Origin of the sequence: Streptococcus sp. 2018WUSS126 (assembly GCF_044427425.1) — a bacterium.
GTDB lineage: Bacteria > Bacillota > Bacilli > Lactobacillales > Streptococcaceae > Streptococcus > Streptococcus hashimotonensis.
In genome coordinates, this window is sequence record NZ_JAOTGB010000018.1 from 17463 (window position 1) to 30029 (window position 12567).

A 12567-nucleotide genomic window follows, 5' to 3' on the forward strand; every position below is an offset into this window, starting at 1 on the left:
TCAGTTCCATTTTACCCATGTCTACGTCTTCTTGCTCCTGCAAGGCCTAGACCAGCTAAGACAACTCCAATGCCCATCAAAACGATATTATCATCTGAGCCTGTATTTGGCAATGTATGAGCACGTTCAACACGTGAATAAGTTACTTTTTCTCCAGTAGCAGTTTGTTGAACAGTAATTCCTGCCTGTGGCTTATAAACTGTCGGAGTGACAACTGTCTTTTCATTATCAATATTGTCAATAACATTCAAATCTTGACCTTTATCACCATCTTTCGGTACTTCCACATCAGTTGTTTGTGGTTCGTCTGATGGTTTGCTGAACAAATCATTGAAGTCTACCGCTGGCAACACTGGTGCTGTTGGTGCATCTTTTGGTGTTGCTGTTACTTCATCTTCAGTAATCACTGTGTTGAATTCTTCTTGCAAGGTAAACAAGGTTGCAAGGCGGTCTGCTTCAGCTTGTGATGCTGTAGCTTTCGCTACCAATTCAGCGAGCAATGCGCTTGACTCACCTTTTGCCACTTCGGCGTCACTTAGGCGCACTTTAGCAGCTTCCAAATCAGCAAGCAATTGGTCTTGATTTGCAAGCAATGATTTCAATTCAGCGACTTTAGCCTTAGCTGTTGCCAATTCATCTTGTGCGTCTGCCAGTTCACCCTTAGCTGTTTCCAAGTTTGCAAGAGCGGCTTCTTGTGATGCGAGAGCTTGGCGCAATGTAGCGTTTGCTGTTTTAGCCATTGCACTTGCATTGTCAAATGCCATTTGTGCTTCTGCAATTGCAGCCGTACGTTTTGCATTTGCAAGAGTGATATCAGTCTTAGCTTGCTCCAAGGTAGCAAGAGCGGATACGGCTTGATTCAATGCGTCAGATGCAAGTGACTGTTGTGCAAGCAAGGCTGATTTCTCAGCTTTAAGGGCACCGACGGCATCTTTAAGCGCTTGACTATTGTCTACCACTGTAGTTGTAACATAGTTAAATGTACGTTTTGGCAAGAATTTCAAACGCTCACCGTTGTAAGTTTGTGTCAACTTACCATCAACTGTGGATTGTTGGAAAAGAATAGTTCGGGCATCGTTATCTGATAATAGCGCAAAGTATTGGCTAGTACCATCAGTCGCCATACCTAAAGCAATATTCCCAGTAGCTTCTGTTAAAAGATGTGCACGGTGACCAAAATTCACTCGCATATTGCTATATTCGCTAAACCAATCTAATACGACATTATAGGCTAATTCGTAGTGTGATAACGCTTTAGACTTATTATTGGTGTTAGTGAAACTGTAAATATTTTTGGCAATTGATTCGCCATATTTAGCAAACCCATTTTCATTCATGTTTACTTTATTACCCTCGGTGTGAGAGAAATGAGTTACCAGTTCTTGTGCACGTGCATTAGCGATGGTAACTAGATTGTCGGTTACTTTCAACGCAATATCGTCTTGAGTCTTACCATATCGTGGTGTCAACGTAATACCGTTGATACGGCGCAATTCGTTAATGATATTCACTACTTCTTCTGATACTGCTTTCGCATCAAATGTGTAAGTGAATGAACCTGTTTCAGCCAATTCTTTAGCTTGTTCAGCTGTCAATTCAACTGTTTTGGTGTCTTCACCATCGAAAATGACGGTTTCAAATTGACGTGCGTAATCAGCTGGATTTGCGTCAGGGAATGTTTCGCGGATAATGTCTTCCATATCACGGTCAGCACCCGATGCTTCAACATAATTACTTGATGCCACTGTTTCAGTAACTGTAGTTGGTTTGTAGTTATTAACAGCTTCTTGTGCTGTTGCAATTTTACTGTCAGTTGCTGTAATCTCTACTGCTGTTTTAGCTACTTCAGCTTCTTTTTCAGAAATAGTGCTCTTAGTTTCAGCGATTTGAGCGTCTACACTTTCAGCAGTGACTACTGGTTGTGCTTTTGCTTCTTCCAAAGTAGCTGATGCTTGAGCTTCAGCTACGTTTGCTGCGTCGGCAGATGCTTGTGCACTTGCAACTTCATCATTTACTGATGCAACAACTTCTTGAGCTGTATCAACCGCTGTTTGAGCTTGTGTAACAGCTTCTGTTTGAGTAGCCACTTCAGCTTCAGCTGCGGGAAGAGCTTCTTGTGCAGTAGATGCTTGTGCTACGGCTTCTGTCAAGGATTCCACTGCTTGAGTTTCAGTAGCGAGCGTTTGACTAGCTGCTGTATCAACAGCTGTTTGAGCTTCAACAGCTTGTGCGTCTGCAGATGCTACTTCTTGTGCTTGTTCCACTTGTTCCGCAGAAATAGTAGTTGGTGTTGCGGTCACGACTGTTTCCGTAGATTCAGTCACTGGAGTGATTACTTCATCAGCTTTTACCTGAAGATTTGTAGCAGATGCTCCAAGGGCAACAGTAAAAGCAAGTGATTTTACAACTTTTCTTTGTGTTCTCATATGATTCCCCTTTTTTTAATGTAAACAAAAAATATTTGTTTAAGACTATTATAGCACATAAAATTAGTCTGTAGACAAATTTATTTACTATTTTTAGTATAAAAACTAGTTATATTTGATTTCATTTCCTCGTATCATTTATATAGTAGTGAGGAAGTGAAAACAAATGACATTAAAACAATATATCGGTACACGTGTTCGACAATTACGAAAAGAGAAAAATCTGAGTCAACAACTGTTAAGTGAAAAAGCAGAGGTCGGAATAGACTATATTTCCAATCTCGAAACAAAAGGTTCGAATATAAAAGTTGATACACTTGAAAAAATCATTTCTGCTCTTGAAATTGAAGTGTCTGATTTTTTCCAGGTAGTAGATTCAACCACAAATTACAATGTTTTGAACGAGTTAAACAAACTTCCGATAAAGAAACGTGAAGAACTGGAAGAGATCATTCTGTTAATGATAAAAACTCTGCAATAAGAATAAATGTACAAAAAAGGCTTTAGCTAGTATTTATACACTAACTAAGGCCTTTTGTTTTCTATCTTAAAACTCTAACTAGTACCGTTTTGGAGGGGATAGAAAATGCGATGTAATGATGTCATCCAGTTGTTCAGCAATACTTGCAAACTGCAGGTTTAAGTCCAAATTTTTGACACTAATCTGGTTTCCATGCATTTGGTAGACCTGATTAGGTTGAATATCTATATCGGTTTTAGCGTATAGAAGCATTCCTGCTACTGTATCGTTTGTATCTGACAGGCGATAAGCTTGATTTTTCACATAGGTAAAAATTTGGTATAGATTATTTGAATGGAGTGTGCGCTTATCAAAGTGAATCTGTGTGTTACTAGAATAATATTTAGCATCAATAATCAATATAGTATCTTTATATTTGAGGTAAATATCACTCTGCATGATGGGGAGCATTTCTCCAAAATTATCATCTAGTGCCCAAGGTATCTGAGAGGCGGTAACCTGTATTTGGGGATAATGCTTTTTATAATATCCAAGAATGAACTTCTCATATAGCAAGGATTCCCTCCGCTCATCAAGAAAATTCATCAATTTCTTATTCCCCTCCCTCTCTGTATGAATTAATCCATTCACTACCAAATAGCAGATTGACATTAGTAATTGATACGATTGATTGTTTCGATTATATTGTAAATTCCAATTGATTGAGTGTAGATTAATTTTTGAGACTTCTCCAAAGAAAACTAAGAGTTTTCTCAATTTCTTTTTCCTGTCCCTGCTTATATCAGCTTTTAGCAGTATCTCAATGCTTGCTTTGATAATGCGATTCATTGTACTGTCAAGAGAAAAATCATCGTATTGGCAAACAAGTTGCTTTCTACGCCAATTCGGAGGTGTTAAAGATTCAGCGATATGTATTTTACCTTTAAGTGCCGAGAGTGACTCGGTTTGAGAACGATACTCTCTACCAAGTCCTCTTTTCACCTGTATCGAGAGGCTAATGATCATTATTTCCGCCAGTAGATCTGCAGCATTTTTAAATTCTTCAGTAGCGATCCGTTTATATTCCTGCTTATGAAGGATTTTGAATGCGTAAGATAGCATATAGTAGATATTTTGGACAGGTATCACTGGATGGTACTCCTTAACTTACTACTCCAATCATGAATTTTTGTCGGTTCATCAAACCAATATTCTTTCAAGAGGGGAATCAGTTCATATTCAACAATGGCTTCTAGCAAACCTTGGTCCAGTACTTCTGCCGATAAACCGCAGAAGTAACTATGCCCAATACAGAAGCTATCTCCTAGTACTTCCTCTGTTGAAATGGCCTGATTTAGCTTTTCTACACAGGAAATGAGTCTATCGAATTTTTCGTTTTTCAGATTTGTTTGATAATATTTGAATCCCGCAGTTGAAAAACCTGGCTTAATGTCAAAGAAGGCAAAGCGACGTCTCAGTGCATAATCAAGTAGGGCTAAACTCCTATCTGCGGTATTCATCATGCCGATGATATATAGATTTTCTGGAATTGAGAATTGCTCATCCGAGTAGAGGAGCTGTAAAGACTTGCCTCGTTTGTCATTTTCTATCAGCATAAACAGTTCACCAAAAATTTTGCTCAAATTTCCCCTGTTTATTTCATCAATAATAAAGAAATAATCATGCCCCTTGTCAGATTCTGCTTTTTTGCAGAAAGTATAGAATGCCCCCCTTCTCAGCTCAAAGCCACTTGTCGAAGGTCTAAAGCCCATGATGAAGTCCTCGTAGGAATAGCTTTGGTGAAACTGAATTGTCATGACCCTTTCTAAATCTGGCTTACCCATTAATGAAAATGCTAGGCGTTCTGCAACAAACGTCTTTCCAACTCCTGGTGCTCCTTGTAAGATGATATTCTTTTTCATTTGGAGTATGGAGGTTAATTGATCATACTCTTCTTCTGTCATATAGACTTCTGATAGGAAGTGATTTTTCGTATAGCTATCTTCTACTACCTCTTCTCCACCTATCTCGTTTCCAGTATCAGCTTCATCAGTCAGTGGAGAAATTGCTCTAGCACTTCTTTCCTTCTCTTCTTGATTGATCTGTTTAGAGTATTTCCAAGCCATGGATGATAATTCTTTAAAATCTTTCAGTTTGCTCTCTGCACTGTTTAAATATTGAAGTATGGAATCTGAAATATAAGAATACTCGTCGGCAGAAATTTTTGACTTCATCTTTGGCAATTTTTGGACAATGTCAGTTGGAATCTCCCCAGACTCATACACATACGCTTCATTTTGACTATCTAAGCTCAAGAAAAAGTCGGGAGCAATCCAATACAAGGCCATCGTAATCTTGCTGTTGCCATTTCCTTTCTTGTTTATAGCCAAATCAAAATAGTGTGAAAATTTTTCTTTCTTCTCAGCCGTAGGCTCCTTGCTATAGGTCAAAGCAGCAATGAAAAGTTCCCATAAGTCATCAATATCTTTCTCATCACGATCTCCGATGAAGTAATAGAAAGTCGCATTCTGATTATTCAGTACTGGTATGCTTTCAAAAGAGGATGGGATTTCCGCTTGGAGGTGGAATAATTCTGCTATAGCTGTCAGAATTTTGATGCGATTCTCTTCTGTTATTTTCTTATTGAAGAGTCCAAATATCGTAAAAGGATCAATATCTATCAGTTGATTGTCCTTTTCTAACGTGGGCATATGTATCTTTGTTTTGGTATAGATAGCTTTTACTTTCTCAACCAGCTCTGCTCTATTATCTTTATAGTCTACCAATTTCCAAGCAAATTCCTTATAAAAGTTTACCCAATTGAATTGATTTTGTTCATCCATAGTATCCTCCAACGGTGTTGTAGCTACACCTATTAAATTATGAGTTCGAATTTACCTATATTTTATCATTAAACATTCCTGTCGTAAACTTAGAATTTATATACTTGTGTAACCGTTTAATGCGGTACCTCAAAATAGTTGCTTTTGATATTTTTATATGATAATATGTGAATGAAAACGTTTTAGAAAGGTGTGATGGCTGTGCTGAAATACTCGAAAGTGCTGTTACTTGTCTTGCTTATTGCTACTGCTCTATCTTGTATCGGAATCTACTGGCTCGGAAAAGAGCAAAATAGATTATTAAATGAGCAGTGTCATTCCTTGAACATACGTATTATTAATGATCTAGGAACAAAAATTGATGCCATTGGTGGTCCGCAAAATCCGCGTATCATTGGATTCTATCAACGAGATGCCACTACTGCTATCAGCCAGCGGATTGGTACAGCTTCTGAGGAGGAATTGAAAATAGCTAAACCTGACAATCTATTCCAGAAAGAGTGGATTGTTCTCTATCCTCAAACGCGCAGCAGTCCCTTTGAAAATACTTCTGCCTATGCAGTAATGAAAACCAGTATCAAGGCTGACTGGCTCCATGTGACTACTTCGTCAGAGACGGAATTAGATATTTTTTATGAGAAGGCAGATGAAAGCTTGCTGACCTTGGAAGACTTGGTACAAGACAAGGAAAGTTTTCGTACTACACTAAAAACAATCCTAGTTTCAGCTAAAAATGAGGCTGAAATTCAAGTTCAAAAAGGTATTTTAGAAATGTTTGAGAGTGATGATTGGTCTGCTATTCCCTTTTCTTACGCTGAAAAATCTCTGATATTGGAGAAAGCTGTCATTTCAATTTCTGTATTTGTAGATAGTTTAAATCCCTACTATTTTTCAGAACAAACCCTTGCAGATTTGCGTTTATCAGAAGAATCGCGCCAGGCTTTGGAAGATTCGGTAGATAAGACAATTATCACCTATCCTTGAATAAACGGTGGGAGTGGGAAAGTCGTCATGGATGTCTTTCCCAGCTTCTTTATATTTTTTGTTTAACGAATTAAACGTTTTTGTGGATTTGAAAAATATTTTTTGTTATACTTGTGTTATGAAAACATCAACACTTGGAAAGTTACTAGAATTACCAAATTTTCACCACTTCTACACCGTTCCAATTAGAGAAAATACGGAGTCTTCTGGAAATTATATAATTGTTTTTGAACAGGACAAGCAACCTGTATTTGTTGATTTGAAAAATGAGACTGGTCACACTCGTGAGGTACGCTTTGCCAGTCATTTTGACAGCGCTGGTCTTCTGGTTGGATTAGGAGCCATTCCTATCAATTATTGGCCTACCTGCAAGATTCTTGGTGTGAAGAAAAATAATAATCGACGAGGACTTAGTCTATCTAGTCTGATGGATGGTTATGGACATCTACCTATTTTTAAGGAAATGGCAGAGCGTTATAGAGCGCGTGGGCAGTCAACCATTTATGACCCCTACCGTTATTCGTATACTATTGATGAGAAAAAGGTTATTAAGGATAATCAATTAACCCTTATTCCAAAGAAAGAATACGAAAAGATAAAAGATTTTCATCCTTTTTTGCAAACAAAGCATGGAAATGTTTATGCAGTTCCTTGTTTCTACCAAGACAGAAAACGAAATCAGATAACTAAAATATATATTATGGGCTGGTACTTTTATGAGAAGCAATTAAAAATATCTTGGAAACCTTCTCATTCTCGTAAAAGCCGCTGGCGTTCTTCGCTTGTTTCAGTTGATAAATTATCGGACCGCTTCTTCTTTCAAGGAGAATTGTATAAAAAAGGAACCTATCCAGTGTTCCTTGAAGACCTCACAATAAAAAATAAGGCCTACCAACATCGCCTGGATAGGGAGTTTGCAGCCTTTTTAAGTATTATTGAAGAACAAAAACGGAGAGCACAGCTCCGTGTTAAGTAGAAAATGGTTAGGTTGGTAAATTACCGACTATCATTTTTACGATTATCTTTTAGTTTTACAACGACTCGAAACTGGCGATCAGGATGATTTTCTGTATTGGACATCTGAATACGTGCCTCTAGAATATCGCTGTGTCCAAAATAGATTAACCGACTGATTAGTGAGTTTTTATCTGATGGGATATATCCTAACTTTGTGCCCTGATAAAAGATTGCTACAGCTTCTGAGTCATGTGGGTTTGACGGCTCTCCGACTAGCTGAACAGGTGTTCCTGGTTTGAGTTGGTCGATTACATCTAGTCCATCATAGTAGGCAAAGGCTGCCAAATGAAAATCTTGAACATTGCGTGTTGGTTCAAATGATGTGAATGTCATGTCTAACCTCCTAGAGAATCATTATGGTTGATAAACAATTTGATAATCTGCATTGATAATGACACCGTTTTGGTAAATAGTGTAACGGGCATTATCATCGCCTTCCAAAATATTATAAGGAATAGATTCGGTGCGCGTGTAGTTACCTTCAATGACGCGCCAATTGTTTTCGCCTAAAATTGAGTTGGCATAATCAATCGTTTTTGGTCCACTATCCAACTGGACGCCTGTTTCAGTATTTTTTAATGGGTCTATACCGCTAGTGGCTGAATTGGTCAAGCGATAATAAACATCTACCACGTCTGCTGCTGTTTCTTGGCTTATTACAATCATTCTATCGCGCGTAGAATCAGTAGTGTCTGTCTCAGTTGTATTTGCTTGTGTTCCTTTGGGAATCATTAATAGTGTTACATCGCCAATCGTTGCGTCTACATAGCCTGTTTCAAAAATTCCATCAGTTATTTTTCCGCGGCCAAGTAAGGACTGGCTATCTGCTACTAATCCTTTGCTATTGAAGACTAGTGAATTTCCTTGGCTATTTTGCCAGGTGCCTAGTATACTATCGTAATTGCCTTGCATTAGAGCATCTATATCCATAGAACTAAGAGAAATCTCATGTTGGATTGTTGATGAAGTGCTTGTATTGGCATTAGAAACCTGGGTATCAGCAGTTGAGGTACTTGCGGAACTGCCCTTCTTTTCAGTTTGACAGGCAGAAAGCGACATGATAGTGAGCAAGCCAAGAGCGAGTGCTAAATATTTTCTTTTCATTCTAGCTATCTCCCCTCTAATCCCTATGAATAGTAAAGCCAGTTGCCTGCTTGGTTGCCATAATGGTCATATCAGAAATCTGCACGTGTGCAGGTTGATTTGCAACAAATAGAGTACAGTTGGCAATATCATTTGCTTGAAGAGCATCAATTCCTTGATAGACTGTCGCTGCTCTCTCTTTATCTCCATGAAAACGGACTTGGCTAAAATCAGTCTCAACGATACCAGGTTGTAACGTAGTTACCTTGATATTTTTATCAATCGTGTCAATACGGATCCCGTCTGAAAGCACCTTGACAGCTGATTTGGTTGCAGCATAGACAGCAGCTCCTGCATAGGCGTAAATACCGGCTGTTGATCCAATATTGATAATATGACCCTCATTATTTTCAACCATTTGTGGCAATAACTGACGTGTCACAGTTAGTAATCCTTTAATATTGGTATCAATCATTGTCATCATGTCAGTCAAATCATAGTCTTGGAATTTGTCCAATCCCAATGCCAGGCCAGCATTGTTTACCAAAATATGAATTTGTCCAACTTCTTCTATGATTTTTTGACAATTTACAAGCGTTTGTTCCATATTTGTAACATCAAATGAATGAACTGATACCTGAACATGGTATTGCTTTTCAATATCTTGCTTAATTTCTTCTAGTTTGTCCAATCTTCGTCCTGTAATGATGATATTATCACCATTAGCAGCAAACACATAAGCGATTGCTTTGCCAATGCCACTACTTGCACCTGTAATCAATACATTTCGTTTCATCACTCTGTCTCCTATTCTCTTTATTATACTACAATTTTACCTAGTTTGTAAAAATGCTGTAGTTAAAAAACTCATCAGATTTCCGATGAGTTTGATAGGTATTAAAATAAATTAATGAGGCGCATCAGGTGCATATTAAAACGAACCTGTCTAGCATAGTAGATATTTCCACCATTTACATATAACTTCCCACCATTTAGCAAAGCCAAAGGATGAAAATAGGTATATGTTTCTTCTGTAGTATTCCCTAAGCTTGGTGCTACTACTGTTCTGGAGTATTCTTTCGCTAAAGAGAGTGTATGTTCTCCTCCATGCTCAGCAATATAGTCAATATAGGCTGGACCGAAGTTATACGCCTGAACTGCTGTCCAAACCTCTACTCCTTTTTCCTCAGCCAACCGTAGGTTTTCTGTCAGGTAGATAATTCCTTGCCGGATACTCTCTCTACTATCCGTGATGGTGTTAGCATAGCCAGTAGCGGACTCACTTGATTGCATGACATCTGCTTCTTGTCCCTTGGTTTCTGTGTAAATCATTGCTAGGACTAGTTCTTCATTAGCTGGTGTATCGTTTTCTGCCAATACTTCTTGTACCATAGTTTGATAGGTCATTACTTGCTTGACTGCACTGTAGGTTTGATAGAATTTGTAACCGAGAAAAATCAGCAAAAGAAGTATCAGCGTACGTATCAGTTTTTTCATTTACTTGCTCTTTATGTCTTCAATATTTTTGATAAGAATAGAATAGGTTCCGTTATCATTTTGAATAAACTCAACCGATTCTGCATCCTCATAGATTGCATTTGGCACAATCAACTCAATTCCGTTTGATAAAGATAGCTTCTGATTTTCAAATTTCTTAAGTTGACGGCTACTATCAATTTCATCGAAGGAAATCTTATCAGGTATGACCTCTTTCAGTTGATCGACGAAATTTAAACGAGCAGTCAGGTTGTTGTCGAATAACTGATCAGCCAATTTTTCAGGTGAAAGCTCGTTATCTTCTTCCAAATTGTTGAAAATAGCTGACTTGACTTTCGATTGAAATTGAAAATCACCTTGATGGAAATTGTCAGCAATCTTCTGTGCAGTTTGCTCTACTGCTTTGATTGATTTTTTTGCAGAAATAGCTGGTGTAACTTGCAGAAGATTATCTGAGAAATAATTGAGGAAGGCTCCATTATGTTTGATTCTTTTCTCAATCAAATGATACTTCCGCGTTTGAAGATTGACAATCAAGGCTTCATCAGGTGCTGAACCTGCTCCAGGTAAATTATTCTGGGTGATTTTTAAAGGACTTCCGCTTTCCAGACCAACGTGGGCGAGGTTTTCACGCAGTGAGATTCTCAAAAAGGTAAAATGTTCAACACCATTTCGTTCAAACTCTATGAAAATGAGGTCATTGGTTTTTAAATTCTCAGAAATTGAAAATTCTTCTTTCCATAGATTAGCAATCTTGACAGAGTTTGTCAGTAGGTCACCATCTAAATAGTCAAGAAAAGGATTGTCGGGGTTAAATTGTCCTGTTTTTGCTTCATCAGAAAAGACACGTTCAATCTTTTTACGCAAATATTCTTCTATTTTTGGGCTAACAGTCAAAAGCTGGTCGGCAAGGACCAGCTCTGTATCATCAGGACTAAATTGATGTATGATGGCTTTTTTTACAAATATATCCATTATAAACCTTCGTAAAGTGGGAATTGATCTGTCAAAGCACGCACTTCTTGACGGACTTCCTCAAGAGCGGTTTCATTTTCTGCATTTTCAAGTGCTTTGATAGTTAGTTGTGCAACCTTGCGAGCTTCCTCTACTCCAAAACCGCGAGCAGTAATGGCCGCGGAGCCAATACGGATACCGCTTGTTTTGAATGGTGAGAGTTTTTCGTAAGGAATTGAGTTTTTATTGAGAGTAATATTTACTTCATCGAGGAGATGCTGAGCAACCTTACCGTTTTCAACGACCTTTGTCACGTCAACTAGGAAGAGATGGTTGTCTGTTCCTCCTGTGATGACTTTAAAGTTAGGGTTTGCAAGGAAGACTTCAGCCATGACCTTGCTGTTTTCAATCACTTTTTGAGCATAGTCTTTGAAAGCTGGGTCCAAAACTTCTTTGAAAGATACGGCTTTTGCAGCAATAACATGCTCTAATGGACCACCTTGGATGCCTGGGAAGATGGCTGAGTTGATTTTCTTGATGAGCTCTTCATCATTGGTCAAAATCAAACCACCACGAGGTCCACGAAGTGTTTTGTGAGTTGTTGTTGTTGTGATATGAGCGTGAGGAACTGGGTTTGGATGGAGACCAGCAGCTACAAGACCAGCAATATGGGCCATGTCCACCATCAATTTTGCACCAACTGCATCAGCAATTTCACGGAATTTAGCAAAGTCAATTGTACGTGCATAGGCTGAAGCACCTGCGACAATCAATTTTGGCTGTACTTCTTTTGCTTGTTTTAAAATTGCATCGTAATCAAGCAAGCCAGTTTCTTCGTCAACATTGTAAGCTACAAAGTTGTAAGTTTGTCCTGAGAAGCTAACGGATGCACCGTGAGTCAAGTGACCACCTGCAGCTAAGTCCATCCCCATAACAGTGTCTCCTGGCTCAATCAAGGCCATGTAGGCAGCACAATTGGCCTGGCTTCCTGAGTGTGGCTGAACGTTAGCAAATTTTGCACCGAATATTTCTTTAGCACGTTCAATAGCTAAACTTTCAACTACGTCAACGCATTCCGTACCGCCATAGTAACGACGACCTGGGTAACCTTCTGCGTATTTATTGGTCAAAATAGAACCTTGAGCTGCCATAACAGCTTTAGAAACAACGTTTTCAGACGCAATCAATTCGATATTATTTTGTTGGCGTTTTTCTTCAGCTTGGATAGCTTCCCAAACTTCTTTATCAAATTCTTTGTAGTTAACTTTGTCAAAAATCATGTGCGGTACTCCTTTGTATTGGG

12 protein-coding genes are annotated in these 12567 nt (G+C 38.5%); 3 read left to right on the forward strand and 9 right to left on the reverse strand.

All coding sequences use genetic code 11. The annotated features are described in order from the left end of the window. Nucleotides 1–11: 11 nt before the first annotated feature. Entirely contained in the window at nt 12–2426 is a 2415-nt protein-coding gene (locus ODU34_RS07675) for an LPXTG cell wall anchor domain-containing protein (protein ID WP_205015034.1), read from the reverse strand. Nucleotides 2427–2592: 166 nt separating this feature from the next. On the opposite strand from ODU34_RS07675, the gene ODU34_RS07680 reads away from it, so the two are divergent. After that, the gene (locus tag ODU34_RS07680) at nt 2593–2907 is read left to right on the forward strand and encodes a helix-turn-helix domain-containing protein (RefSeq protein WP_044776260.1); all 315 of its coding nucleotides are present in this window, start codon (nt 2593–2595) and stop codon (nt 2905–2907) included. 78 nt (nt 2908–2985) lie between these two features. On the opposite strand, the gene mcrC is transcribed toward ODU34_RS07680, so the two are convergent. After that, complete coding sequence (gene mcrC, locus ODU34_RS07685; RefSeq protein ID WP_398578436.1) at nt 2986–4035, reverse strand: 5-methylcytosine-specific restriction endonuclease system specificity protein McrC; 1050 nt, start codon at nt 4033–4035, stop codon at nt 2986–2988. Continuing rightward, nucleotides 4032–5729: an AAA family ATPase gene (locus ODU34_RS07690; protein ID WP_205015030.1), complete on the reverse strand. Its 1698-nt coding sequence runs from the start codon at nt 5727–5729 to the stop codon at nt 4032–4034. Before ODU34_RS07690 ends, mcrC begins: the two co-directional genes overlap by 4 nt. A 195-nt stretch (nt 5730–5924) precedes the next feature. Between ODU34_RS07690 and ODU34_RS07695 the strand changes: the two genes are divergently transcribed. Both ODU34_RS07695 and ODU34_RS07700 read left to right on the forward strand, forming a co-directional pair. Beyond that, complete coding sequence (locus tag ODU34_RS07695; RefSeq protein WP_205015028.1) at nt 5925–6713, forward strand: hypothetical protein; 789 nt, start codon at nt 5925–5927, stop codon at nt 6711–6713. 118 nt (nt 6714–6831) lie between these two features. Next, on the forward strand, nt 6832–7689 hold the full coding sequence (locus tag ODU34_RS07700) for a hypothetical protein (RefSeq protein WP_205015026.1): 858 nt from the start codon (nt 6832–6834) through the stop codon (nt 7687–7689). 20 nt (nt 7690–7709) lie between these two features. Here the strand turns inward: ODU34_RS07700 and ODU34_RS07705 are convergent, their stop codons facing one another. From ODU34_RS07705 to glyA, 6 genes are all read right to left on the reverse strand, one after another. After that, nucleotides 7710–8063: an HIRAN domain-containing protein gene (locus tag ODU34_RS07705; protein WP_024408909.1), complete on the reverse strand. Its 354-nt coding sequence runs from the start codon at nt 8061–8063 to the stop codon at nt 7710–7712. A 21-nt stretch (nt 8064–8084) separates the two neighbouring features. Beyond that, nucleotides 8085–8834: a DUF6287 domain-containing protein gene (locus ODU34_RS07710; protein WP_205015023.1), complete on the reverse strand. Its 750-nt coding sequence runs from the start codon at nt 8832–8834 to the stop codon at nt 8085–8087. A gap of 16 nt (nt 8835–8850) precedes the next feature. Next, entirely contained in the window at nt 8851–9609 is a 759-nt protein-coding gene (locus tag ODU34_RS07715) for an SDR family NAD(P)-dependent oxidoreductase (RefSeq protein ID WP_205015022.1), read from the reverse strand. A gap of 101 nt (nt 9610–9710) precedes the next feature. Next, on the reverse strand, nt 9711–10310 hold the full coding sequence (locus tag ODU34_RS07720; RefSeq protein WP_002934990.1) for a lysozyme family protein: 600 nt from the start codon (nt 10308–10310) through the stop codon (nt 9711–9713). Further along, on the reverse strand, nt 10311–11285 hold the full coding sequence (locus ODU34_RS07725) for a nucleoid-associated protein (protein WP_105178824.1): 975 nt from the start codon (nt 11283–11285) through the stop codon (nt 10311–10313). Then, nucleotides 11285–12544 carry a serine hydroxymethyltransferase gene (glyA, locus tag ODU34_RS07730; RefSeq protein ID WP_105178825.1) on the reverse strand — a complete coding sequence of 420 codons (1260 nt, stop codon included), beginning with the start codon at nt 12542–12544 and terminating at the stop codon, nt 11285–11287. The genes ODU34_RS07725 and glyA overlap by 1 nt, the downstream gene beginning before the upstream one ends. Nucleotides 12545–12567: the final 23 nt, after the last annotated feature.

Coding starts and splice junctions, on each gene's coding strand:
- ODU34_RS07675 (WP_205015034.1), bottom strand. CDS start 2,426: ATGAGAACACAAAGAAAAGTTGTAAAATCACTTGCTTTTACTGTTGCC.
- ODU34_RS07680 (WP_044776260.1), top strand. CDS start 2,593: ATGACATTAAAACAATATATCGGTACACGTGTTCGACAATTACGAAAA.
- ODU34_RS07690 (WP_205015030.1), bottom strand. CDS start 5,729: ATGGATGAACAAAATCAATTCAATTGGGTAAACTTTTATAAGGAATTT.
- ODU34_RS07695 (WP_205015028.1), top strand. CDS start 5,925: ATGGCTGTGCTGAAATACTCGAAAGTGCTGTTACTTGTCTTGCTTATT.
- ODU34_RS07700 (WP_205015026.1), top strand. CDS start 6,832: ATGAAAACATCAACACTTGGAAAGTTACTAGAATTACCAAATTTTCAC.
- ODU34_RS07705 (WP_024408909.1), bottom strand. CDS start 8,063: ATGACATTCACATCATTTGAACCAACACGCAATGTTCAAGATTTTCAT.
- ODU34_RS07710 (WP_205015023.1), bottom strand. CDS start 8,834: ATGAAAAGAAAATATTTAGCACTCGCTCTTGGCTTGCTCACTATCATG.
- ODU34_RS07715 (WP_205015022.1), bottom strand. CDS start 9,609: ATGAAACGAAATGTATTGATTACAGGTGCAAGTAGTGGCATTGGCAAA.
- ODU34_RS07720 (WP_002934990.1), bottom strand. CDS start 10,310: ATGAAAAAACTGATACGTACGCTGATACTTCTTTTGCTGATTTTTCTC.
- ODU34_RS07725 (WP_105178824.1), bottom strand. CDS start 11,285: ATGGATATATTTGTAAAAAAAGCCATCATACATCAATTTAGTCCTGAT.
- glyA (WP_105178825.1), bottom strand. CDS start 12,544: ATGATTTTTGACAAAGTTAACTACAAAGAATTTGATAAAGAAGTTTGG.